General features: G+C 64.3%; 23 protein-coding genes. 21 read left to right on the forward strand and 2 right to left on the reverse strand.

Annotated elements, in window-relative coordinates; all coding sequences use genetic code 11:
* The first annotated feature begins 86 nt into the window (after positions 1 to 86).
* The 10 genes from MGMSRV2_RS08885 (at position 87) to ptsP (ending at position 8,327) form a co-directional block, all read left to right on the forward strand.
* Positions 87 to 998, forward strand: coding sequence for a tyrosine-type recombinase/integrase (locus MGMSRV2_RS08885; RefSeq protein ID WP_024078893.1), 912 nt, complete (start codon positions 87 to 89; stop codon positions 996 to 998).
* Positions 999 to 1,002: 4 nt separating this feature from the next.
* On the forward strand, positions 1,003 to 2,193 hold the full coding sequence (locus MGMSRV2_RS08890) for an IS91 family transposase (protein WP_024078894.1): 1,191 nt from the start codon (positions 1,003 to 1,005) through the stop codon (positions 2,191 to 2,193).
* A gap of 549 nt (positions 2,194 to 2,742) precedes the next feature.
* Positions 2,743 to 3,435, forward strand: coding sequence for an HNH endonuclease (locus tag MGMSRV2_RS08895; RefSeq protein ID WP_024080012.1), 693 nt, complete (start codon positions 2,743 to 2,745; stop codon positions 3,433 to 3,435).
* A 74-nt stretch (positions 3,436 to 3,509) separates the two neighbouring features.
* Positions 3,510 to 4,070: a hypothetical protein gene (locus MGMSRV2_RS21600; RefSeq protein WP_197538557.1), complete on the forward strand. Its 561-nt coding sequence runs from the start codon at positions 3,510 to 3,512 to the stop codon at positions 4,068 to 4,070.
* A complete protein-coding gene (locus tag MGMSRV2_RS08905; protein WP_024080015.1) occupies positions 4,070 to 4,363 on the forward strand; it encodes a nucleotidyltransferase family protein in 294 nt (97 codons plus the stop codon). Before MGMSRV2_RS21600 ends, MGMSRV2_RS08905 begins: the two co-directional genes overlap by 1 nt.
* Positions 4,364 to 4,540: 177 nt before the next feature.
* Positions 4,541 to 4,972 (forward strand): HPr kinase/phosphorylase, encoded by a 432-nt coding sequence (locus MGMSRV2_RS08910; protein ID WP_024080016.1) that lies wholly within the window; start codon positions 4,541 to 4,543, stop codon positions 4,970 to 4,972.
* Positions 4,972 to 5,856: an RNase adapter RapZ gene (rapZ, locus tag MGMSRV2_RS08915; protein ID WP_024080017.1), complete on the forward strand. Its 885-nt coding sequence runs from the start codon at positions 4,972 to 4,974 to the stop codon at positions 5,854 to 5,856. Before MGMSRV2_RS08910 ends, rapZ begins: the two co-directional genes overlap by 1 nt.
* 13 nt (positions 5,857 to 5,869) lie before the next feature.
* Positions 5,870 to 6,277, forward strand: a complete 408-nt coding sequence (locus tag MGMSRV2_RS08920) for a PTS sugar transporter subunit IIA (protein ID WP_041634269.1) — start codon at positions 5,870 to 5,872, stop codon at positions 6,275 to 6,277.
* Complete coding sequence (locus MGMSRV2_RS08925) at positions 6,274 to 6,576, forward strand: HPr family phosphocarrier protein (protein WP_024080019.1); 303 nt, start codon at positions 6,274 to 6,276, stop codon at positions 6,574 to 6,576. The genes MGMSRV2_RS08920 and MGMSRV2_RS08925 overlap by 4 nt, the downstream gene beginning before the upstream one ends.
* Positions 6,577 to 6,584: 8 nt before the next feature.
* Complete coding sequence (ptsP, locus tag MGMSRV2_RS08930; protein ID WP_024080020.1) at positions 6,585 to 8,327, forward strand: phosphoenolpyruvate--protein phosphotransferase; 1,743 nt, start codon at positions 6,585 to 6,587, stop codon at positions 8,325 to 8,327.
* Here the strand turns inward: ptsP and MGMSRV2_RS08935 are convergent.
* Positions 8,311 to 10,110 (reverse strand): potassium/proton antiporter, encoded by a 1,800-nt coding sequence (locus MGMSRV2_RS08935; RefSeq protein WP_024080021.1) that lies wholly within the window; start codon positions 10,108 to 10,110, stop codon positions 8,311 to 8,313. The two genes, ptsP and MGMSRV2_RS08935, sit on opposite strands and share 17 nt — an antisense overlap.
* Before the next feature lie 113 nt (positions 10,111 to 10,223).
* Here MGMSRV2_RS08935 and MGMSRV2_RS08940 point away from each other — a divergent pair, with 113 nt between their 5' ends.
* Positions 10,224 to 11,933: a cation:proton antiporter domain-containing protein gene (locus MGMSRV2_RS08940; protein ID WP_024080022.1), complete on the forward strand. Its 1,710-nt coding sequence runs from the start codon at positions 10,224 to 10,226 to the stop codon at positions 11,931 to 11,933.
* 13 nt (positions 11,934 to 11,946) lie between these two features.
* On the opposite strand, the gene MGMSRV2_RS08945 is transcribed toward MGMSRV2_RS08940, so the two are convergent.
* Positions 11,947 to 12,357 (reverse strand): response regulator, encoded by a 411-nt coding sequence (locus MGMSRV2_RS08945; protein ID WP_024080023.1) that lies wholly within the window; start codon positions 12,355 to 12,357, stop codon positions 11,947 to 11,949.
* Positions 12,358 to 12,586: 229 nt separating this feature from the next.
* Here MGMSRV2_RS08945 and nadA point away from each other — a divergent pair, with 229 nt between their 5' ends.
* The 10 genes from nadA to MGMSRV2_RS08995 all read left to right on the forward strand — a co-directional run bounded on the left by nadA (position 12,587) and on the right by MGMSRV2_RS08995 (position 21,777).
* Entirely contained in the window at positions 12,587 to 13,606 is a 1,020-nt protein-coding gene (gene nadA, locus MGMSRV2_RS08950; protein WP_024080024.1) for a quinolinate synthase NadA, read from the forward strand.
* A complete protein-coding gene (gene nadC / locus MGMSRV2_RS08955; protein ID WP_024080025.1) occupies positions 13,599 to 14,450 on the forward strand; it encodes a carboxylating nicotinate-nucleotide diphosphorylase in 852 nt (283 codons plus the stop codon). Before nadA ends, nadC begins: the two co-directional genes overlap by 8 nt.
* A 17-nt stretch (positions 14,451 to 14,467) precedes the next feature.
* A complete protein-coding gene (nadB, locus tag MGMSRV2_RS08960; RefSeq protein ID WP_024080026.1) occupies positions 14,468 to 16,072 on the forward strand; it encodes an L-aspartate oxidase in 1,605 nt (534 codons plus the stop codon).
* A gap of 12 nt (positions 16,073 to 16,084) precedes the next feature.
* Positions 16,085 to 16,480, forward strand: a complete 396-nt coding sequence (locus MGMSRV2_RS08965) for a cyclic nucleotide-binding domain-containing protein (RefSeq protein WP_024080027.1) — start codon at positions 16,085 to 16,087, stop codon at positions 16,478 to 16,480.
* Positions 16,477 to 16,842 (forward strand): hypothetical protein, encoded by a 366-nt coding sequence (locus MGMSRV2_RS08970; protein WP_024080028.1) that lies wholly within the window; start codon positions 16,477 to 16,479, stop codon positions 16,840 to 16,842. The genes MGMSRV2_RS08965 and MGMSRV2_RS08970 overlap by 4 nt, the downstream gene beginning before the upstream one ends.
* 8 nt (positions 16,843 to 16,850) lie before the next feature.
* The gene (locus MGMSRV2_RS08975) at positions 16,851 to 17,492 is read left to right on the forward strand and encodes a hypothetical protein (protein ID WP_024080029.1); all 642 of its coding nucleotides are present in this window, start codon (positions 16,851 to 16,853) and stop codon (positions 17,490 to 17,492) included.
* 66 nt (positions 17,493 to 17,558) lie between these two features.
* Complete coding sequence (locus MGMSRV2_RS08980; RefSeq protein WP_024080030.1) at positions 17,559 to 18,425, forward strand: diguanylate cyclase; 867 nt, start codon at positions 17,559 to 17,561, stop codon at positions 18,423 to 18,425.
* A 17-nt stretch (positions 18,426 to 18,442) separates the two neighbouring features.
* Positions 18,443 to 19,696 (forward strand): SEL1-like repeat protein, encoded by a 1,254-nt coding sequence (locus MGMSRV2_RS08985; RefSeq protein ID WP_024080031.1) that lies wholly within the window; start codon positions 18,443 to 18,445, stop codon positions 19,694 to 19,696.
* Between the two features lie 3 nt (positions 19,697 to 19,699).
* Positions 19,700 to 21,394: a hypothetical protein gene (locus tag MGMSRV2_RS08990; RefSeq protein ID WP_024080032.1), complete on the forward strand. Its 1,695-nt coding sequence runs from the start codon at positions 19,700 to 19,702 to the stop codon at positions 21,392 to 21,394.
* A gap of 104 nt (positions 21,395 to 21,498) precedes the next feature.
* Positions 21,499 to 21,777, forward strand: coding sequence for an HU family DNA-binding protein (locus tag MGMSRV2_RS08995; protein ID WP_024080033.1), 279 nt, complete (start codon positions 21,499 to 21,501; stop codon positions 21,775 to 21,777).
* Positions 21,778 to 21,899: the final 122 nt, after the last annotated feature.

Consider the following 21,899-nt stretch of genomic DNA (forward strand, 5'->3'; position numbering starts at 1 on the left):
AGGTTCGGATAGTTGCGCCATGGTTGAGTGTGGGCCGGCATAGTCCGAGCATTTTGGCTCCTTCACTGGATTTGAGGAGCCATGCCATGACCATTCTCATTCCCCCCTCCGCCCCGGTCAGCCCATTGCGTCAGCGGTTGATCGAGGACATGACCATGCGCCGGTTCTCACGCGAGACGCAGCGCAACTATATCCGTGACGTCGGGCGCTTCGCCGCATTCCTGGGGCGCTCGCCCGACACGGCCACGGCGGAGGATATTCGCCAGTTCCAGTTGGAGCAGCGTGAGTCCGGCGTGCCGGTGCCGACGATGAACAGCATCGTTTCGGCACTGCGGTTCTTCTTTACTCATACGATCGACCGGCCCGAACTGGCGCGCAAGCTGATGCGGATCTCCCATCCACGCCAGTTGCCGATGGTGCTGAGCCGGGAAGAGGTCGCCCGCCTGTTGAATGCGACGACGTGCCTCAAGCACCAGGCGGCCTTGTCGGTCGCCTATGGCGCGGGTCTGCGCGTCGCCGAGGTCTCCGCGCTCAAAGTCCGCGATATCGACAGCGAACGCATGCTGATAAGGGTCGAACGCGGCAAAGGCGGCCGGTCTCGCAACGCGATGCTGTCGCCTGATCTGCTCACTTTGTTGCGCCAGTGGTGGACGTTCGGACGTCAGCAGGGCGTCATGCATCGCGATGGCTGGTTGTTCCCTGGCCAGCACGCGATGAAGCCGATCAGCACCCGGCAACTGCATCGTGTTGTGGTCGAGGCGGCCCAGGCGGCGGAGATCACCAAGCGGGTCGGCCCGCACACGCTCCGCCACAGCTTCGCCACCCATCTGTTGGAAGACGGAGTCGACATCCGGATCATCCAGGTCCTGCTCGGCCACAGCAAGCTGGAGAACACCGCCCTCTACACCAAGGTGGCGACGCGGACGGTGCGCACCGTGGTCAGCCCGCTCGACAGGCTGGCTCTGTTCAAGGCCGAAGAGATCGAGCCCAACGGCTAAGCCGTTGCGGGCCTCGCTCGAGGTCGCCGATATCTTCCGAGTTGCCGGACCGGCCTACCGGGCTGCCCATGCCGGCCATCTGAGCCTGCATCAGCTCAAGGTCATGTCGGCGATCGAGCATTGCCGTACCGCCGCGCTGGGTGGTCACGTCGAAGCCTGCAAGGAGTGCGGGCATTGGCGGATCGCCTATAACAGCTGCCGCAATCGACATTGCCCCAAATGTCAGGGAGCCGCCGCGCGGACATGGTTAGCGGAACGGGAAGCCGATTTGCTCCCCGTGGGCTATTTCCATGTCGTCTTCACGCTGCCGGACGAGGTCGCCGGCATTGCCTTTCACAACAAGGCGGTGCTCTACGATCTGCTGTTCCGCGCCGCGTCGGAGACGATGCTGAGGATCGCGGCGGATCCGAAGCATCTGGGCGCCCGCATCGGCATCACCGCCGTTCTCCACACCTGGGGCTCGGCCCTGACGCATCATCCCCACGTGCACATGATCGTCCCCGGCGGCGGCATTGCGCCCGACGGGCGATGGGTGTCGTCCCGTCCGGCATTCCTTCTTCCCGTCAGGGTGCTGGGCGCGCTGTTCCGTCGTCTGTTTCTCACGCGTCTGATTGCGCTTCACGATTCCGGCCAACTCGCCTTCTTTGGCGCCACGGCCCATCTGGCCGAGAGGCGAGCATTCCTGCGCCATCTCTCTCCGGTCCGGAAGAAGCGTTGGGTCGTCTATGCCAAGCCCCCCTTCGGCGGCCCCGAGGCCGTGCTCGCCTACCTGGCGCGCTACACCCACCGCGTCGCCATCTCAAACCGCCGCCTGATCGACTTCGACGAGGCCGGCGTTACGTTCCGCTACAAGGACTACCGACGCGAGGGGGCCGACCGGCAACGCGTCATGACCGTTTCCGCCGACGAGTTCATCCGCCGCTTCCTGCTGCACATCCTGCCGCGTGGATTCCATCGCATCCGGCATTACGGCCTGCTTGCCGCGTCCTGCCGAAAGGCAAGCCTCGAACGCATCCGCGCGCTTCTCGCTGTCGCCCCGCCGGCCGAAGCCGAGGTCTCGGAGGAACCCGCCGATGAATCCCGGCCATGTCCCTGCTGTGGCGGGCGCATGGTAGTTATCGAGGTTTTCGAACGGGGACACCAGCCTCGTGCGCCGCCTGTCGCGGCACTGCCGAACCGGGAGAGTCCTCCATGATCCGGCATGGCCTGACCACACCAGGCACCCGAACCGCCACGCGTCGGGTGACGATCCCATATGCGCTTTTCTCCGAAACCCTCGACGCCACGCGGGTTCGCGGCCATCCTGGCTCACCGAAAAGCGGCTCGACAGGTCAACGTGACGACCTCTCCGCGTCAAGTTGGCACCTTTCGACGAGCCGTCACGCCGACACCAGGATCAGCCGAAAAACGAAATCCCCATAGGCCTGTGTCTGCACCCCGCGGGTTCGTTCCTCGGAGACTTTCGTACGCCTCCCGGCGCCCGAAACTCTTCACGGAGCACCCCGCGGGTTCGTTCCTCGGAGACTTTCGTACGCCTCCCGGCGCCCGAAACTCTTCACGGAAGCGGACGGGCGGGTTCAAGGTGACGGGAATACCCTAGCCACCATCGATTTGGCCCGTGCAAGGCGACCGCCATCTTGTAGCCGGAGGCGGGTTTAGAAGGCTTTCTGCGGAAACGTACTGGACTGCGGGGGCAAGGTCGCCCATTCATATCTCGGCTGCGGGCGGAGGAAAGGGTGCTTTGATGGCAGAGCGTAAGGCGATACCGGCTGCAACACGACTACGCTTATTTGCTGCGGCTGCCGGCCACTGTCAGAAGCCTGATTGCCTTGATGCCCTATTCCCAGTCGAAATGGGCGGCGACAAGCACATTGCGGAAATGGCGCATGTCATCCCCCATGGCGATGCTGGGCCGCGCCATGAAGACCGACCGCCTGGCGATTTCGACGCAGATTCGTTCGACAACCTGATCCTTCTGTGCCCGACATGTCATACGAAGATCGATAAGGACCCCGAGGCTTACCCTCGCAATATGCTGCTCGAATGGAAGCATAATCACCTCGCGAACTTGGCGCTCAAGCAAGGGGTCAGGGCATATGACGATCGTGGGCAGGTGAGGGACGCGGTCACCGGCATACTGGCTGAAAACAGGGCCATCTGGGAAAAATATGCACCCGTGGACGGATCAGACTTCGACTATGATCCGGAATCCGAGGCTGCGGGAGCGTGGAGTCAGCGGATGAGGAGCGTGATCCTGCCCAATCACTACCGCGTTCAGGCGATCATCGAGGCCAATCTGGGGCTTGCCACTGACGATGAACGTCGAGCCTTCGCGGAATATAAGGAGCATGTGCGAGGCCTGTCGGAGCGACACGTATGCGGCGTCGCAGGTCGCGCAATTCGTTTCCCGGAATCGATGGAAAGAATCTTCTCGTGAAATGGCAGGTAAAGTACGCGCTCCAAAATTTCGCACCGCCGGGGCGTTCAACTGCGGAGCACGTCGAGGGTGACGTGATCAAGGTCGTGACCCAAAACCGACCGGATGTGCTCGCGGCGATTTCGCCCGATGAAACCATCGATATGGCGATAGCGATCCGTTACAGGGAGCAATTCCCCGAGTTGGATTTCATGTGTGGCTATCGGTCGACTTGCGTCTGGGAAGGTGGCGCGATCCAGTACCTTGAAGAAAATCGCGTGGGCTGGGGGAATTGGGGGACGCTCTGCTCGGCTGCCCTGGACGGAAATGCCAACACTGCGTCCCACAAGGTCTACAAGTTTTCAGACAGGCTTCTTCGACAATATGGTCGCGTGGCGCAGGTCTTGCGGGAGTTCGACCGCGTTCACCGCGTCTCCCTCAAGGGCGGGGGCTCTCTCAGGATAGGCATGATCGCAGAGTACGAACCCACCGCTGACGCTGTCCGCAGCCTTTGGGAGCGGTTCGGTCCGGTAGATATTGCGTGGAACATCAATCCGAACGGAAACCCCACGACCGAAGCGGTTGATGCGGGACTAGAGCTCGGATGCGAGGTGCTAAAATGGGACAATCTGAAGGAGCGCATGAGGACGGCCTGATGACGGCCTGTGAAGTCGCCGCCCATTTATTGGGGCATTGCAAATCCCTGGCGAGTTTCGATTCATACATGTTCGGTTCGACGCTAAGCGGAATTGGCGCGGACATCGACATTCTAATCGTTGGCCCCGGCGGCGAGGCTCTTTCCCAACTCAAAGAGGAGATGCGGTTAGCGGGCGAGAATCTGCCGCTTCACGTTCTCTACATGCAGCCGTCCGAAGCCCGCTACACCGGCTTCGTGGCTAAAGAGAAGTGCGTCCCGCTCGCGCAACTGGCTTTGCTTAGGACGTCATGAATTGGATGCAGCTAGTTCCAGGATCTGTCATTCACACTCGTTCAGCCCCACTGTGGGCGAACGACCGATTTCCCGGACGCGTAAATCGGGCAGGAACGTCGACCATGGGGGCCAATCCGCCATCTCCCGCCCCCACCTCCCCTTGACTCCCCTCCCATCTACGCACACGCTGTTTTCATGCAACTGGTTCATGCCACCAGCGTCGAGATCGGCGGTCATGCCGTCGTCATCCGTGGCCCCTCGGGCGGCGGCAAGTCGGACCTTGCCTTGCGGCTGATCGATGGCGGCGCCATTTTGGTCGCCGACGACCAGACCCAATTATCCGCCCAGGATTCCCGCCTGTTCGCCTCGTGCCCCGCCGCCATCGCCGGCATGCTGGAGGTGCGGGGCCTGGGCATCGTCCGTCTGCCCCACCGCGACCGGGTGCCGGTGGCGCTGGTGGTCGATCTGGTCGCGGCCAAGGACATCGAGCGCCTGCCCGAGCCGGGAATGGCGGCTTTTCTGGGCATTCACGTCCCCCGGGTGGCGCTGGCCGCCTTCGAGTCCTCGACCCCGGCCAAGGTTCGCCTTGCCCTCGGGGTGGCGACGCGAGATAGTACCATCCTGTAATGAGCGAAAATTTCACCCCTTCGCCGGCTTCGGGCCGCGCCGTCATCGTTACCGGGCTGTCGGGCGCCGGTAAGACCTCGGCGTTGAAAGTGCTGGAAGACCTGAGCTACGAGGCGGTGGACAACCTGCCGGTGATGCTGCTCGCCAGCCTGATGCAAGGCGGTGGCGGGCGTCCGCTGGCGGTCGGCATCGACATCCGCACCCGCGATTTCGGCGTCGAGCCGGTGCTGGCCGAAATCGACCGCATCATGGCCGAGACCGGGCGCGACGTCCGTTTGCTGTTCCTCGATTGCGACGACGAGGTGTTGCGGCGGCGTTTCACCGAGACGCGGCGCCGCCATCCGCTGGCCGCCGACCGTCCGCTGATCGACGGCATCCGCCATGAACGCGGTCTGGTCAGCCCGTTGAAACGCCGCGCCGATGTGGTGTTCGACACCTCGAACCTGGCGCCGGGCGAGTTCAAGCGGGTGCTGTCATCGCATTTCGCCATGGATTCCGACCGCGACCTTCTGGTCTTCGTCACCTCGTTCGCCTACCGCGAGGGGCTGCCGCGCGAGGCCGATCTGGTGTTCGACGCCCGCTTTCTCGCCAATCCCCATTACGTCGCCGAATTGAAGCCGTTGACCGGGCGCGACCAGGGGGTGGCCGATTATGTCAGCGCCGATCCGGCCTTCGCCGGTTTCTTCGGCTCTTTGACCAATTTGCTCGCACCACTGTTGCCGCGCTTCGCGGCGGAGGGTAAGAGCTATCTGACCATTGCCGTCGGTTGCACCGGCGGCAGGCACCGTTCGGTCTATGTGGCCGAGCGTCTGGCCCATTGGCTGAAAGACCAAGGCGCCAGGGTCGAGCTGCGTCACCGCGAGCTGGGCCTGGAAGGGATATGATGAGGGGATGGAAATGATCGGTCTGGTACTCGTCACCCACGGCCGGCTGGCCGATGAACTGGTGGCCGCCATGGAACACGTGGTCGGCCCGCAACCCAATGTGGGGGCGGTGTGTATCGGCCCCGACGACGACATGGAACAGCGCCGCAACGATATTCTGGCCTCGGTGGCCAAGTGCGACGACGGCACCGGCGTGGTGGTGCTGACCGACATGTTCGGCGGCACGCCGTCGAACCTGGCCATTTCCATCATGGACAAGGCCAAGGTCGAGGTCATCGCCGGCGTCAACCTGCCCATGCTGATCAAGCTGGCCAGCGTGCGCCATTCCGAGCCCTTGGCGGAATCCGTCGCCTCGGCCCAGGATGCCGGGCGCAAATACATCAACGTCGCCTCCAAGCTTTTGACCCAGGACCGTAAATGAACGCCGATTCAGCCCCCGTCCTGGACAATCCCATTTCCCGTCAGGCGACCATCTGCAACCGGCGCGGCCTGCACGCCCGCGCCGCCGCCAAGTTCGTCAAGCTGGCCGCCACCTTCGACGCCCAGGTCAATGTCGCCCATCGCGGCACCGAGGTGTCGGGCATGTCGATCATGGGCCTGATGATGCTGGCCGCCGCCCCGGGCTGCTGTATCGATCTCGCCGCCTCCGGTCCTCAGGCCGAAGCGGCGCTGGATGCCCTGTGCGCCCTGATCGCGCAAAAATTCGACGAAGAAGACTGAGCCCGGCCATGGCCGAAATACGGCTCGAGGGAATGGCGGTCAGCCGGGGTATCGCCATCGGCACGGTCTATCGGCATGAATCCGACACCGTCACCGTGGCCGAATTCTGTATCCTGCCCGCCCAGGTGGAAAACGAGAAACAGCGCTTCACCGTCGCCGCCCAGCAGGCCGGCCAGCAGGTGGCGCGCCTGCAAGACAAGGCCCGCACCCTGGAAGGCTCGGCCTCGGAAGAACTGGGCTATCTGCTGGACGCCTATCAGCAGATGCTGCACGGCTCGCGGCTGATCCGGGGCGTCCATCGCCGCATCGAAGTGGACCGCATCAACGCCGAAGCCGCCGTCCAACACGAAATCGACCAGATCGCCCGCGGCTTCGAGGCCATGGACGACAGCTATCTGGCCGCCCGCGTCGCCGATATCCGCGATCTGGGCCGCCGGCTGATTCGCAACCTGACCGGCAAGACCTATCGCCCGTTCCAGTCCCTGCCCAAGAACGCCATCATCCTGGCCGAGGATCTGACCCCCGCCGACACCGCGCTGTTGGACCCCAAGCACGTGGCCGGCATCGCCACCCAACTGGGCGGCGCCGAAAGCCATACCGCCATCATGGCTCGCTCGCTCGGGCTGCCGGCGGTGCTGGGTGTCGCCGGGTTGCTGAAGAACACCGCCAGCGGCACCACCGCCATCATCGACGGCAGCCACGGCCAGGTGATCATCAACCCCGATGGCGCCACCTTGGGCACCTATCGCCAGGGCCGTGCCCGCTATTTGCGCGAGCGGCGCACCTTGGCCCGGCTGCGCGACGTGCCGGCCATCACCCGCGATGGCGTGCGATTGCTGTTGCAGGCCAATATCGAATTGCCGTCCGAGGTGGATTCGGTCCTCGCCGCCGGAGCCGAGGGCATCGGCCTGTTCCGCTCGGAATTTTTGTACATGAACCGCGACGACCTGCCCGACGAGGACGAGCAATATCAGGTCATGCGCACTGTGGTCGAACGTATGGACGGGCGCCCGGTGACCATCCGTACCCTGGACGTGGGCGGCGACAAGCTGGCCCATTCGCTCGGCATCATCCCCGGCCCCAATCCGGCGCTCGGCCTGCGCGCCGTACGGCTGTCGCTGGCCCGCCCGGAATTGCTGGATATCCAGATGTCGGCGATTTTGCGCGCCAGCGTCCATGGCCCGGTGCGCATTTTGGTCCCCATGGTCGCCACCATCGACGAAGTCAGTGCCGTGCGCGCGGCGCGCGACCGCGCCGCCCAACGCCTGCGTCAGGCCGGCAGCCCCCTGCCCGACCCGTTGCCGCCCCTGGGCGTGATGATCGAGATCCCCGGCGCCGCCTTGTCGGCGGATTCCCTGGCCGGGCACGCTGATTTCTTTTCCATCGGCACCAACGACCTGACCCAGTACACCTTGGCCATCGACCGCGCCGACGAAGCGGTGGCGCATCTGTACAACCCGCTGCACCCGGCGGTGCTACGGCTGATCCAGTTCACCGCCGAGGCCGCCAACCGCGCCCGCATCCCCGTCGGCGTCTGCGGCGAGGTGGCCGGCGACCCGCGCTATGCCGGGCTGCTGCTGGGCCTGGGCATCCATGATCTGTCCATGTCGGCCACCAACATCCCGGTGGTGAAAAAGCGCATCCGCACCCTGGACCACATCCAGTCGCGCGGCTTCGCCCAGCAGGTCATGGGCCAGGGTGATCCCGTCCGCATCGGCCAGTTGCTGGAACAGTTCAACCGCGACGCCTGAGCCAGCCCTTGAGCTTGTGGCGGATTTCCCGTCCCGACGGGAACAGCGGCAGGCGCGGCTTGTCGATCTGGGTCGGCTCGGTGGCCAAGCCGATTTCGCTGATGGCATCGTCGGGACCGAGGGCGCGGACGATCAGTTCCACCTCGCCCAGGGCGATGCGGTCGCCGATGCCGGGATAGGTGCCCAACACGTCGGCCATCCATTGGGCGACGGTGACCTCGCGGCAATCGGGCGGCATGGCCAGACCGTAAAGCAGCCCCAGATCGGTCATCTTGGCGTGCGGATCAATGGGAAAGTCGCCGAAGAACTGTCGATCGGCCTCGGCGGCGCCGGCCGGGCTGGCGAACAGGCGGTCCAACTGGTTGACCCTGTCGGGGCGGGCAAACAGCCAGACCAGATCGCCGGGGCGCAACGCGCTGACCGTCACCCCCAGCAAGGATCGTCCGTCGCGCACCACCAGCGACGGCGCCGCCCAACGCGGCAGCCGGTGGCCATGGGCGACCAGGGAATCGGGAACGATGCGGTAGGATACCAGCTCATGGCGGGCGCCGGGGATTTCCAGCTCCATGCGTTCCACCGGGCCGATGCGGCGCGGCACCACCTGGCCCAGCCAGCGGGCCACCGGTCCCAGGGTCCAGCCCTGCAAGGCCAGCGACACCAACACGACGATGAAGGTGACGTTGAAGAACAGACGCCCGTTTTCCATACCCGCCACCATGGGCAGTACTGCCAGCAAGATGGAGACGGCGCCGCGCAAGCCCACCCAGGCGACAAAGGCGGTTTCGTTGCGATTGGTGCGAAACGGCAGCAACCCCACCCACACCGCCAGCGGACGGGCGACGAAGATCAGCACCGCGGCGATGCCCAGCGACGGCAGCAGCAGCGGAATGAATTGCGACGGCGTCGCCAACAACCCCAGCGTCAGAAACATGGCGATCTGGGCCAACCACGAGGCGCCATCCTGAAAACGGCGCATGGTATCGGGGGCGACCAGGGCGGAATTGCCCGCCACCAGCCCGGCCACATAAACCGCCAGAAAGCCCGAGCCGCCGATAACGGCAGTGCCGGCGAACAGCACCAGGGCCAGGGACAGGGCAGCGATGGGCATCAGCCCGCGTTCCAGCCCCAACCGGTTGACCGCCTGGACGATGATGGCGCCGCCGGCCAGACCGGCGACGGTGCCGATGCCGAATTGTTGCAACAGGTGCAAGACCACATAAAGGCCGAAGCCGTTATGGGTGGAACGGTCGACGATGAATTCGATCAGGACCACGGTCAGGAAGATGGCCATGGGGTCGTTGCTGCCCGATTCCACTTCCAGGATCGACCGCACGCGCTCGCGCACGGTGATACCGCCCACCCGCATGAGGAAGAACACCGCCGCCGCGTCGGTGGAGGCGACGATGCTGCCCAACAGCAAGCTTTCCAGCCAATCCAGCCCCAGAAGGTAGAAGGCCGGCACCGCCACCACCGCCGCCGTACCGACGACGCCTATGGTCGCCAGCGACAAAGCCGGAAACGCCGCTTGGCGCACAGACTTGAACGGGGTATGAAAGCCGGAATCGAACAGTACGATAGCCAAGGCGATGGAGCCGATCAGATAGGCGCTGCCGACATCGTCGAAACCCAGGCCGCCGATACCGTCCTGGCCGGCCAGCAGGCCGACGCCCAGGAACACCAGCAGCAAAGGGGCGCCGACGCGATAGGACAGCAGACTGGACAACACGCTGATGGACACCAGCGCGGCCAAGATTAAGATCGCCGCATTCATGCTGTCGATCACGCGTGGCCTCCTTTCGCTGTAACCGGTTTAAGGGGCGCCACCCGGCTTGTCCAGAGGCGATGGGCACATGGCAGGCAAGACAGGATACGATTGCGTCGAGACGGAGAGGTTTTGTGGATCACGGCATCATCATCGACGTTCTTATCTTCCTGGCCATTGCCGTGCTGGTTTCGCCGCTGTGCCACCGCCTACGGGTCAGCCCGGTCCTGGGCTATCTGATCGCCGGCTCGGTGGCCGGACCGGTGGGATTGGGCCTGATCGCCGATAACGAGGGAACCCGATCCCTGGCCGAGTTGGGCATCGTCTTCCTGCTGTTCATGATCGGTCTCGAACTGTCGTGGGATCGCCTGCGGGTGATCCGCCATTTCATCTTCGGCCTGGGCTCGGCCCAGGTGCTGGCCACCGGTCTGGTGGCGGCGCTGGTACTGGCACTGCTGCTGCCGGCCCTGCCCTTCGCCAGCGCCGTGATCGTCGGCCTGGCCCTGGCCTTTTCCTCCACCGCCTTCGTCCTGCAAATCCTGTCCGAACGCAGCCAACTGACCAGCCAGACCGGTCGGGTGGCGGTGGCGGTGCTGATCTTGCAGGATCTGGCGGTGGTGCCGCTGTTGGTGATGATCCCGCTTCTGGGCTCGGGCGCCAACGGTTTGGGCATGCTGACCGGCATGGCCATCGCCTTGTCCAAGGCGGCTTTGGCCATGGCGGTCATCTTCGTCCTCGCCCGGCTGGCGCTCAGGCCCCTGTTCCAGGCGGTGGCCGCCACCCGCTCGCCCGAGGTGTTCGTCGCCGCCGCCCTGTTCGCGGTGATCGGCACCTCGTTCGCCACCGAATCCCTGGGACTGTCCCATTCGCTGGGCGCCTTCCTGGCCGGGGTGATGCTGGCGTCCACCGAGTTCCGCCATCAGGTGGAGGCCGACATCCTGCCGGTACGCGGCCTGTTGATGGGCCTGTTCTTCCTGACCGTGGGCATGACCGTCGATCCCACCGCGCTGCTGGCCGATCTGCCGCGCACCGCCATCGGCGTCGGCCTGCTGCTGGCGGTCAAGGCGTCGATCCTGGCGGCGCTGGCCTTGGCCTTCCGCTTCCCGCTCTATATCGCCTTGCATCTGGGGCTGTTGCTGGCCCAAGGCGGAGAATTCGCCTTCGTCGTCCTGGCCCGCGCCCAGCAAAGCAATCTGCTCGATGCCAATACCGCCAAGCTGGTCACCGGCATCGTCGCCATCAGCATGGCGCTGACCCCGCTTCTGGCCCTACTGGCGGAATGGATCGCCCGGCACCAGCGCCTGCATTCCGGCGACCTACCCCATCCGGGGACGGAAACCAAGGATCTGGCTAATCATGTGATCATTGCCGGCTGCGGTCGCGCCGGCCAGATCGTGCTGTCCATCCTGCGCGAACAGAACATCCCCTATGTGGGGATCGAGCGTGAGCCGTTGCTGGTGGACGCCCTGCGCAAACGGGGCGAGCCGGTATTTTTCGGCGACATCCGCAAGCTCGAGGTGCTGAAGGCGGTGGGCGGCGACCGAGCCCGCGCCGTGGTGCTGACCATCGATTCCGGCTCGAGCCGGGAAAAGCTGGTGCCGCGCCTGCGCGCCCTGTTCCCTGAATTGCGTATCCTGGCCCGTGCCCGCGACCGCCGCCAAGCCAAGGGGCTGGAAGCCGGCGGCGCCACCGCCGTGGTGCCGGAGATGCTGGAAGGTAGCCTGCAACTGACCGGCCATGTGCTGCGCCAATTAGGCAAACCGGCGGAAGACGTTCAGGCGCTGCTGGAAGATTACCGCAAGGACGATTACGCCCGCTTGGCGCTGACCCAAGAATCGGATTGACGGAAAGCGGGGATCAAAACCCGGTGGCGATGCCACGGGCAACGGCATCTTGCAACTGACGCGAACTGATCGGCTTGCGCAACAGCGGGAAACCGGTCGAGGCGGCATCGCGCAAGGTCTCGATCGAGGTTTCGCCGGTGACCAGCAGACCGGGGATGTCGTGGCCGAAAGCCTGGCGCAACACGCAGATGGCCTGGGTTCCGGTCTGGCCCTCGGCCAGACGGTAATCGGCGACGATGAAGTCGGGGGGCGACCGCAGCACCGCCAACTTGGCCAAGGCCACCGTGGCACTGACGGCACCGACGAAACGGTAACCCCAAGCCTCGAACATCAACTCATAGGCAGAAAGAACCATCGGTTCGTCTTCGATGACCACGATCAGGGGAGGAGTATCAAAACCTTCCTGCGCCACAGCTGCGCCCATATCAAAATCCCGCCAATTTCCTGCAAACCCAACCCTATAATGAATAAAAAACACGCGCCGTCACAGCCTGCTATCCGTATGGATAATACCCTCCTTTAGAAGGTATACGATTTATCTAATTTAAATGGCTGCGCCTGACGGGTTGCCTTTGGCCGCGAAATTGGCTCTTACTTCATCCTTCAGGAATTCGGGAGTTCGCCACTCCCCCACCATCCGAGGCCCGTTTCCCATGACCGATACCGTTTTGCCGCTTCCCGCCGGTGCCCTGACCGAGGCTGACCTTGATCCCACCATGGACATAGCCCAGGCCATCAACCGTCTGCGCAAGGAAAAGAACGCCATCATCCTGGCCCATTACTACCAGGATGGCGAAATCCAGGATCTGGCCGATTTCGTCGGCGATTCGCTGGATCTGTCGCGCAAGGCGGCGGCCACCGATGCCGACATGATCGTGTTTTGCGGCGTCCGCTTCATGGGCGAAGTGGCGAAAATCCTGAGCCCGGGCAAGATCGTGGTCATTCCCGATGCCGAGGCCGGCTGTTCCTTGGAGGAATCCTGCCGCCCTGACACCTTTGCCGCTTTCCGCGCCACCCATCCCGATCACATCGCGGTGACCTACATCAACTGTTCCGCCGACATCAAGGCGCTGTCCGACGTCATCGTCACCTCGTCCAACGCCGAGGTGATCGTCAATTCCCTGCCCGCCGACCGGCCCATCCTGTTCGCCCCCGACCGTCACCTGGGCAGCTTCATCGCCAGGAAGACCGGGCGCGACATGACCCTGTGGCCGGGCAGCTGCATCATCCATGAACAGTTTTCCGAGAAAGAACTGGTCAAGCTCAAGACCCGCCATCCCGCCGCCCTGGTCGCCGCCCATCCGGAATGCCCGGAAACGGTGCTGCGCCACGCCGATTACATCGGCTCGACCAAGGGCATCCTGGATTACGTCGTCAAGACGGATGGGACTGAATTCATCATCGCCACCGAGCCGCACATCATCCACCAGATGACCAAGGCGGCGCCGGAAAAGACCTTCATCCCCGCGCCTTTCGCCGACGGCGCCTGCGCGTCGTGCGCCGATTGCCCGTTCATGGCCAAGAACACGCTGGAAAAGATCTATCTGGCCATGGCCAATGAAGGCCCGGCCATCGCCGTGCCGGAAGACTTGCGGATCAAGGCGCTGAAGCCGTTGGAACGCATGTTGGAACTGTCGGTGTCCGTTCCCATGGGGGGCTCGTCCAATGGCTGACAAGATCGACATGATCGACGCACGCCGGGTCATCCTGGCGGCGCTGTCGGAAGACGTGGGCGGCAACGACCTGGAGGCCGGCGACATCACCTCAAGCAGCGTCATCCCCGCTGACCTGCGCTTCAAGGGGGTCATGCAGGCGCGCCACGCCATGGTCATTTCCGGCCTGCCGGTGGCGGCCGAGGCGTTTCGCATGGTGGTGCCGGAAGCCCGCTTCGCCGCCCGCGTCAGCGATGGCCAAAAGGTCGCCGCCGGCACCGTGCTGGCCGAGATCGAAGGCCCGGCCCGTGGCCTGCTGACCGCCGAACGCACCGCTCTCAACCTGCTGCAATTGATGAGCGGCATCGCCACCGTGACCGCCCAGTACGCCGAAAAGATCAACGGCACCGGTTGCACGCTTTTGGACACCCGCAAGACCATCCCCGGCCTGCGCAAGCTGTCCAAGTACGCCACCCTCTGCGGCGGCGCCAAAAATCACCGTATGGGCCTTTATGACGGCGTGCTGATCAAGGACAACCACATCGCCGTCTGCGGCGGCGTCGGACCTGCGGTCCGGGCCGCCAAATCCGCCGGCCATCCCAACATCGAAGCCGAGTGCGACACCCTGGAGCAGGTGGCCGAGGCGGTTGAAGCCGGTGCCGACATCGTGCTGTTGGACAATATGGGCCCCGACATCCTGCGCCAGGCGGTCGCCCTGGTGGGGGGCCGCTGCAAGACCGAAGCCTCGGGCGGGGTGACGCTGGAGACCATCCGCGCCATCGCCGAAACCGGTGTCGATTTCGTTTCCGTCGGACGCATCACCCAATCCGCCCCGGCCGTGGATATCGGCCTGGACTGGAGCTGATGGGGGAGAACCCGCTTATGTCCTATGACCTGCTCGTCATCGGTTCCGGCGCTGCCGGCCTGTCCCTGGCCCTGCGCGTGCTGGAAGCCAAGCCCCAGGCCCGGATTGCCATCCTGGCCAAGGGACCGCTGTCGGAAGGCAGCACCATGTATGCCCAAGGCGGCATCGCCGCCGTGCTGGACGCCGCCGACACCACCGACGCCCATTTGGCCGACACCCTGACCGCCGGCGGCGGCTTGTGCAATGCCGAGACTGTACGTTTCGTCGTCGACAACGCCAAACCGGCCATCCAGTGGTTGATCGATAACGGCGTTCTCTTCGACCGCGAGGGCGGCGATTATCACCTGACGCGGGAAGGCGGGCACTCGCACCGCCGCGTCATCCACTCCGCCGACGCCACCGGCAAAGCGGTGCAGACCGCCTTGATGGAACGCATCCTCGAATCGGGGGCCGAGGTTTTCGAGCACCACATCGCCGTCGACCTGATCCGCGAACGCCTGGGTGGCGGACGGCTGGGCCGCTGCGTCGGCGCCTATGCGCTCGACCGCTCGTCCGGTCGGGTCATCACCTTGCCGGCCCGCGCCGTGGTGCTGGCCACCGGCGGCGCGTCTCGCGTTTACCTCTATTCGTCCAATCCCGACGGCTCCACCGGTGACGGCATCGCCATGGCCTGGCGTGCCGGTTGCCGGGTGTCCAACATGGAATTCTCGCAATTCCACCCCACCTGCCTTTATCACCCCAAGGCCAAGACCTTTCTGGTCACCGAGGCGGTGCGCGGCGAAGGCGGCCACCTGCTGCGCCCCGACGGCACCCGCTTCATGGATGATTACGACCCGCGCGGCGAGTTGGCGCCCCGCGACGTGGTGGCCCGGGCCATCGACGACGTAATGAAGCGGCTGGGCTGCCCCAACGTCTATCTGGACATCAGCCACAAGCCCGCCGACTTCATCAAAAGCCACTTCCCCACCGTCTATGCCGAATGCCTGAAATTCGGCATAGACATGACGCGCGAGCCCATTCCGGTGGTGCCCGCCGCCCATTACACCTGCGGCGGCGTGTTGACCGATCTGTCGGGCCGCACCGACGTGCCCAACCTCTATGCCATCGGCGAGGTGTCATGCACCGGCCTGCACGGGGCCAACCGCATGGCGTCGAACTCGTTGCTGGAATGCCTGGTGTTCGGCGCCGCCGCCGCCACCGACATCGCCGCCAACATGGCGTCCATCGCTCCGCCGCCGGTGGTGGCCGCCTGGGATGAAAGCTGGGTCACCGATTCGGATGAAGAAGTGGTGGTCGCCCACAATTGGGACGAATTGCGCCGCTTCATGTGGGATTATGTGGGCATCGTGCGCTCGACCAAGCGACTGGAGCGGGCCAAGCACCGCATCAAGCTGCTGCTGTCGGAAATCGCCGAATATTACGGCACCTTCCGCGTCACCAACGACCTGTTGGAACTGCGCAACCTGGCCATGGTCGCCGATCTGATCGTACGCTCGGCCCTGTCTCGGCGGGAAAGCCGGGGACTGCATTACACCATCGACTATCCCGACCGCGACGCCATCGCCCCGGCGCAAAACACCGTGCTGGTGCCCAAGAATTTCACCGCCCGGCGTCAGAATTAGGAACACGGGGTCATGAGTAATCTGTCCAATTCGCGGCGTAAGGTCTTCGCCCCCGGTTCGCTGATCTTCGAGGAAGGCACCCCAGGGTCCGAAGCCTATGTGGTCGAATATGGCCGAGTCTCGGTCTACAAGACAGTGCAGGGCAAGCGCATCGCCATCGGCACCATCCTGCAAGGCGGCATCTTCGGCGAAATGGCGTTGATCGACGACCAACCGCGCATGGCCTCGGCCCTGGCGGAAGAGGAAACCGCCTGCGTCGTCATCGGCAAGGAGCGCCTGACCGAGCAATTGGAAAAAGCCCCCAAGGGCGTGCGCGTCATCGTCGGCGCCCTGTTGGGCAATATCCGCCTGATGGGGGCCGAACTGGCCGAAGCCCGCGTCGTTCTGTCGGAGACCGAACCGTCATGAAGCGGCGCGCGTTCCTGGTCGGATTGTTGCTCCTGCCCATGGGCCCGGCTCTGGCGGCAGGGGCCAAGGGCAGCGAATTCTATGTCAAGCTGCCCGCCATCAACGTGGAATACTGGGACGAAAGTGGTATTTTCCACATGGTGGTGGTGGACGCCACCGTCGTCTTCCATCAGGACGGCGCCAAGGTGGACAAGTCGGTGGGGGTGAAAATCGCCCATGCCTTGTCGGCCATGACCTGGGAAGAGTTTTCCCGCGGCAACCCGGCGGCCACCGTCAAGGCCATCGCCCTGGATCTGGTACGCAAGGAGCCGGGAGCGGAAAAAGCCGTGGAAGTCCTGCTGGGCCGCCTGATCATCCGCTGAGAGCCGCCATGTCCTATCTGATCCCCCTGCTGGTCGGTCTCTTGATCCTGATCCCAAATGTGGCCGGGGCCCAGGAAAGCGCCGCCCTGGCCGAAGACCCCGATGATTGGCAGCACCGCGCTGCCGCCATCATCGCCGCCAATGCCGACATCTCCGGCGATCCCCTGATCGCCGCCATGATCGTCTGCACCGGTACCGCCTGTAGCCATCAAGACCCCATCACCCTGAGCGATGCCGAAGCCGGTCTGCTGCGCGCCCTGTTTGCCGACGTCGATGACGCGGCGACGGAGCGTCAGCGCATCGGCCAAGCCATCGCCCAGATGGAAAACTTTACCGGCAGCCGCAACGGCACCTGGGCCGACGCGCCGGGCAACCGCCATGTGGATTGGGATGAGCCCGACCAGCTCGATTGCGTATCCGAGGCGATCAACACCCGCAACACCCTGGACCGCCTGATCCGCTCCGGCCTGGTCGTCCACCACCGCCTGGGGGATCTGGTCACCCGCTACACGGTCTTGCTGCAACATGTGGCGGTGACCATCACTGATGATCAAGGTCTTGAATTCGTGGTTGATTCCTGGGTCGGCGCCAATGGCGAACCACCGGATATCCTGCCCTATGGCGAGTGGCGATTGCAGTGGGCGGTGTGAAGGCCCTTGATACGCACACATCCAAAGAGCATGCTTGCCCCCAGACCATCGTAAAGAGGGCATGCAATGAAACCGGAAGAGGTTTTTGCCTCGCTGACGGCGTTTCAGCAGGGGCTGGCCGGTCATTTCGACTGGCTGCACCGCTGGTATCAGGCGGTGCTGAACCGCCAGGACGGCGTCAAGTTTCCCGATCCCGCCGCCTGTGCCTGTCCGTTCGATCAGTGGCACAAAAACGCCGGCGGCACGCCTTTCGCCGATTTTCCCGACTTCGCCCAACTGGCGGCGGAACATGACGAGGTCCATGACAAGGCGGCGCAATTGTCGGGCCGGGCCCAGGCCGGGCTGACGGTGACCACGTCGGATTACGAAACGCTGATGATGTCGGTTCTGTCCTTCGGCGCCACCGCCCAAAGCCTGGAACGCGAGGTGTGGAAGGCCCTGGCCACCGTCGATCCGCTAACCGGGTTGTCCAACCGCCAAAGCATGCGCACCCATCTGATGGGCGAACGCGACCGCGCCATCCGGCAAAAGCTGCCCTTGTCCCTGGCCTTGGCCGATATCGACCATTTCAAGAAGATCAATGACGGCTTCGGCCATTCGCAGGGCGACAAGGTGCTGCGCGCCGTCGCCGCCGTCTTGAAGGCCACCGTGCGCCCCTATGACGTGGTGTACCGCTATGGCGGCGAGGAATTCCTGCTGTGTCTGCCCGGCACCAATGCCGAGAACGGCGCCTTGGTGCTGGAACGCATCCGTGCCGCCATCGCCGCCCTGGAACTGACCGATGATCGCGGCACCCCCATTCCGGTCACCGCCACCTTCGGCATCGCCGAAATCAACGCAGACCTGTCGGTAGACGACGCCATCGAACTGGCCGACCGCGCGCTTTACGACGGCAAGTTGGGCGGACGCAACAAGGTGGTGATCACCGCCTAAGCACATAGGGGGGGCTGATGGCACGCGAACCAGAAATCATCGCCGCCTATCGCAAGGCGGCGGAAGCCGGCGAAATGACGGCGCAATTCAGCCTGGGCGAGGCCTATCGCCTGGGGCAGAAGGTCGCGCGCGACACCTCCGAAGCCGTGCGCTGGCTGCACCGCGCCGCCGCCCAGGGGCACCCTCAGGCGGGTCGCACCTTGCAGCAGATGCAGGCTCAAGGGATCGACATCACTCCGCCCGCCGACCATCCGACCCCGCGCCAGCGGCAAAGCCTGGACGACCTGCTCGACAGCCTGAAACCGGCTTCGGGACCGGAAGGGGATGGCGGCATGGATGCACCGCTGATCGCCCCCGATGCCGATAGCGACCCGCTGGACCTGGACGGCGGCGGCTCGGTCGATGTGGCGGCCCTGAAACAGGCCGACACCCCTGCTGCCTGGGTCGCTCTGGGCAATGCCTATCGTCAGGGCCAGGGCGTCGATTTGGACGAAGTCGAGGCGGTGTCGTGGTACACCAAGGCGGCCAAGGCCAATGATCCGCACGGCCAATACGCGCTGGCGGTGATGTACGACCAGGGCTTGGGCGTGCGCGCCAACGATACCGAAGCCCTGCGCTGGTATCTGGCCGCCGCCAAGGCCGGCGACGCCCAGGCCCAGTACAATCTGGCCAATATGATCCGGGCCGGACGCGGCTGCCCCGCCGATTCTAAGGTGGCCGAACAATGGTACAAGAAGGCCGCCGCCCAGGGTGAGGCCGCCGCCTTGTTCAGTTTGGGGGCTTTATACGAGGCCGGGCAAGGCGTGGATGTCGACCCGGTCAAGGCCGAGGATTTCTATCGTCAGGCCGCTGCCCTGGGGGTGGCCGAGGCTCAGTTCAACCTGGGCAATCTGCTGCGCGGACGCGATCTTGACGCCGCCTTGGATTTCTATACCCAGGCGTCGGAACAGGGGCTGCGCCAAGCCCAACTCAATCTGGGATTACTGCTGCAAGACAGCGACGCGGCATCGGCGTCCTATTGGCTGCGCCGCGCGGCCAAGGCCGGCGACACCGTGGCCATGCTTAACTTAGCCGCTCTGCTGATCACCGGTCGCGGCGTCGGCAAGGACGAGGCCGAGGCTTATCTGTGGCTGGAACAGGCCCAACGCCACGGCCATGGCACCGTCGCCGCCATCGCCGGCAAGGGCGTGACCGCCCTGTCCAAGGTCATGGGCGAAGACGGCATCGCCGCCGCCCGCCGCCGTGCCCCCTTGCTCGGCCTGGGGGGCTAAGGCATGGCCAGCCCCAATGTATCCTTTGAAATCCAGGTCATGGCCGACAAGCATTGGGTGGTCGCCCAATTCGCCGATGACGAGGAGAAGGCCAAGGCCTTCGCCGACAATCTGCTGCAAAAGGGTAATCATGCGGCGGTGCGGGTGGTGCGCGACTTCCGCCGCCTGGATGGGTTGCACACCGAAACGGTGATCCAGGAAAAGACGACGACGGTCAAGGCGGGTGCCGCCGACGTGTCGCTGTCGCCCATCACCGACGCCCCCGTGTGCACCCAATTGGCCGATTTCTACGGGGCCCCGGCGCGGCTGACCATGGGCCGGCTGGTGCGCAAGTACCTGGACGAGGTGGTGGTCACCCCCACCGAGATGCTGCATTCCGCCGCCGAGATGAAGCGGTTCGCCGACAAGGGCAGCCTGCTGTTTTCCGCCATCGACCGGGTCTCCACCTTGCAGGCGGGACTGACCGGCGAAGAGTCCAAGACCCGCCGCGATTTCCTGTCCAAAGCTTGGGACGACATGGTGGCGCGCGGGCGCAAATTCGCCACCCGCAAGGTCAAGGCGCCGAAGAGTGTCGCCGACATCCTGGCCGAGGTGGAAAAGGGCGGCGAAGAACACCCCTATCTGTGCCTGTCGATGATGAGCCTGGGCCTGCTGGAGACGCGGTCATGGCTGGGCAAGCTGGACCTCCTCAGCAAATGGGCGGCGGAAGCCGCCGGCACGCCGCTTCTGCCCATGATCGACGGCGTGGTCGCCGACATCGTGGTGTCGGCCCAGTTGATCCAGGATCTGCTGGGTTTTCAGTCCAATCTGGGCGCGGCGCTGATCCAGTTGTGCAATCTGGCCGAGGGCAAAGCCGAACCGGCCAAGTTCGCCCCCGAGATATTCACCAACCTCAACAGCATGTTCGCCGCCGGCACGCTGACCCAGTCGAAAGACGTGCTGCTGGGCCGCGTCATCCGTGAGTTGGGCGGCGGCAACCCGTTGTCGCGCAACGAACCCAAGCAGGAATTCGAGGTGTTCTGCAAGGTCATGCACCGAGTGGTCAGCCACAAGGGCGTGCTGGGTGGCGGCGCCATGGCCGAGGCCATCTTGCACCGCATCACCCGCATCCATGCCCATTTGGGCACGGTGACCGCGTCGCAGGCCATCGACCTGACCCTGTCGGCCCTGTCCGACCACGCGCTGGGCATGCAGTACCTGCTGGCTCTGGCATCGTCGCCCTTGGGCCAGGGCATGGGGGCCGGCCTGACCGACCTGATCATCGCCAAGGTGCGCGGCGCCGACCACATCAATAAATGGGTGCCGGTACGCCAGCCGCCACCGGAACGCATGATCGCGCTTGCGGTGCTGAACCGCACACTCCTGGCCTCGACCGTGTTCGAGGGCGAAATACGCGACGGGCTGGGTCGCCATGTGGATGAAGTGCTGGCCCGCTATCTGCTGGATGAAGAAGTGATCGAGAAGATCGACAAGCCGGACGATCCATTGGCGCTGCGCGCCATCCGTCTGATCAAGTTCTGCGGTTCCGGCGTTCTGATCGAGGGCAAATCGCTGGACCTGGCCCGCTCGCGCGTCATCGAGCATCTGCGCCAGCCGCAATTCGAGGAGAAGTTCCTGGCCAGCGTGCCCGAACCGGGTAAGGGCGAGCAACACTTGCGAGAATTCCACAGACTTTTGGTCCAAACCGGCTTCCGCTAGGGGTTTGGCGCATTTCTCCCATTGACGGGACTGTGGGGCTCTGGCATTGGGGTGTCCACACGGATGGGTCCGAAATTCAAAATCTTACAGGGGAACGACTACCCATGAACAAGGCTGATCTGGTTTCGCGCGTTGCCGAGCTTTCCGGTCTGACCAAGGCTGATTCGGAAAAGGCCGTCGACGGCGTGTTCGAGGCGATCACTGCGGCCCTGAAGGGCGGCGATGAAGTGCGTCTGGTTGGTTTCGGCAGCTTCTCGGTCGCTTCCCGCGCCGCTTCCGAAGGCCGCAACCCCCGCACCGGCGAAAAGATTCAAATTCCGGCCTCCAAGCAGCCGAAGTTCTCGGCCGGCAAGGGTCTGAAGGAAGCCGTCAACGGCAAGTAAGATCGGGGGTTTCCCCAATCTTCACCCCCTGGTCGTAAGGCCAGGGGGTTTTTCTTTACCAAGTCGCCCGTGAAAAATCCCGCCGACGGGAACAAAAACCAGTCCAGCAGGGGGGCTGACTT

It is taken from the genome of Magnetospirillum gryphiswaldense MSR-1 v2 (genome assembly GCF_000513295.1).
GTDB lineage: Bacteria > Pseudomonadota > Alphaproteobacteria > Rhodospirillales > Magnetospirillaceae > Magnetospirillum > Magnetospirillum gryphiswaldense.

Coding starts and splice junctions, on each gene's coding strand:
- nadB (WP_024080026.1), top strand. CDS start 14,468: ATGTCCTATGACCTGCTCGTCATCGGTTCCGGCGCTGCCGGCCTGTCC.
- MGMSRV2_RS08895 (WP_024080012.1), top strand. CDS start 2,743: ATGGCAGAGCGTAAGGCGATACCGGCTGCAACACGACTACGCTTATTT.
- MGMSRV2_RS08910 (WP_024080016.1), top strand. CDS start 4,541: ATGCAACTGGTTCATGCCACCAGCGTCGAGATCGGCGGTCATGCCGTC.
- MGMSRV2_RS08945 (WP_024080023.1), bottom strand. CDS start 12,357: ATGGGCGCAGCTGTGGCGCAGGAAGGTTTTGATACTCCTCCCCTGATC.
- MGMSRV2_RS08970 (WP_024080028.1), top strand. CDS start 16,477: ATGAAGCGGCGCGCGTTCCTGGTCGGATTGTTGCTCCTGCCCATGGGC.
- MGMSRV2_RS08905 (WP_024080015.1), top strand. CDS start 4,070: ATGACGGCCTGTGAAGTCGCCGCCCATTTATTGGGGCATTGCAAATCC.
- MGMSRV2_RS08990 (WP_024080032.1), top strand. CDS start 19,700: ATGGCCAGCCCCAATGTATCCTTTGAAATCCAGGTCATGGCCGACAAG.
- MGMSRV2_RS08885 (WP_024078893.1), top strand. CDS start 87: ATGACCATTCTCATTCCCCCCTCCGCCCCGGTCAGCCCATTGCGTCAG.
- MGMSRV2_RS08980 (WP_024080030.1), top strand. CDS start 17,559: ATGAAACCGGAAGAGGTTTTTGCCTCGCTGACGGCGTTTCAGCAGGGG.
- MGMSRV2_RS08925 (WP_024080019.1), top strand. CDS start 6,274: ATGAACGCCGATTCAGCCCCCGTCCTGGACAATCCCATTTCCCGTCAG.
- MGMSRV2_RS08995 (WP_024080033.1), top strand. CDS start 21,499: ATGAACAAGGCTGATCTGGTTTCGCGCGTTGCCGAGCTTTCCGGTCTG.
- MGMSRV2_RS08975 (WP_024080029.1), top strand. CDS start 16,851: ATGTCCTATCTGATCCCCCTGCTGGTCGGTCTCTTGATCCTGATCCCA.
- nadC (WP_024080025.1), top strand. CDS start 13,599: ATGGCTGACAAGATCGACATGATCGACGCACGCCGGGTCATCCTGGCG.
- MGMSRV2_RS08920 (WP_041634269.1), top strand. CDS start 5,870: ATGATCGGTCTGGTACTCGTCACCCACGGCCGGCTGGCCGATGAACTG.
- MGMSRV2_RS08965 (WP_024080027.1), top strand. CDS start 16,085: ATGAGTAATCTGTCCAATTCGCGGCGTAAGGTCTTCGCCCCCGGTTCG.
- nadA (WP_024080024.1), top strand. CDS start 12,587: ATGACCGATACCGTTTTGCCGCTTCCCGCCGGTGCCCTGACCGAGGCT.
- ptsP (WP_024080020.1), top strand. CDS start 6,585: ATGGCCGAAATACGGCTCGAGGGAATGGCGGTCAGCCGGGGTATCGCC.
- MGMSRV2_RS08985 (WP_024080031.1), top strand. CDS start 18,443: ATGGCACGCGAACCAGAAATCATCGCCGCCTATCGCAAGGCGGCGGAA.
- rapZ (WP_024080017.1), top strand. CDS start 4,972: ATGAGCGAAAATTTCACCCCTTCGCCGGCTTCGGGCCGCGCCGTCATC.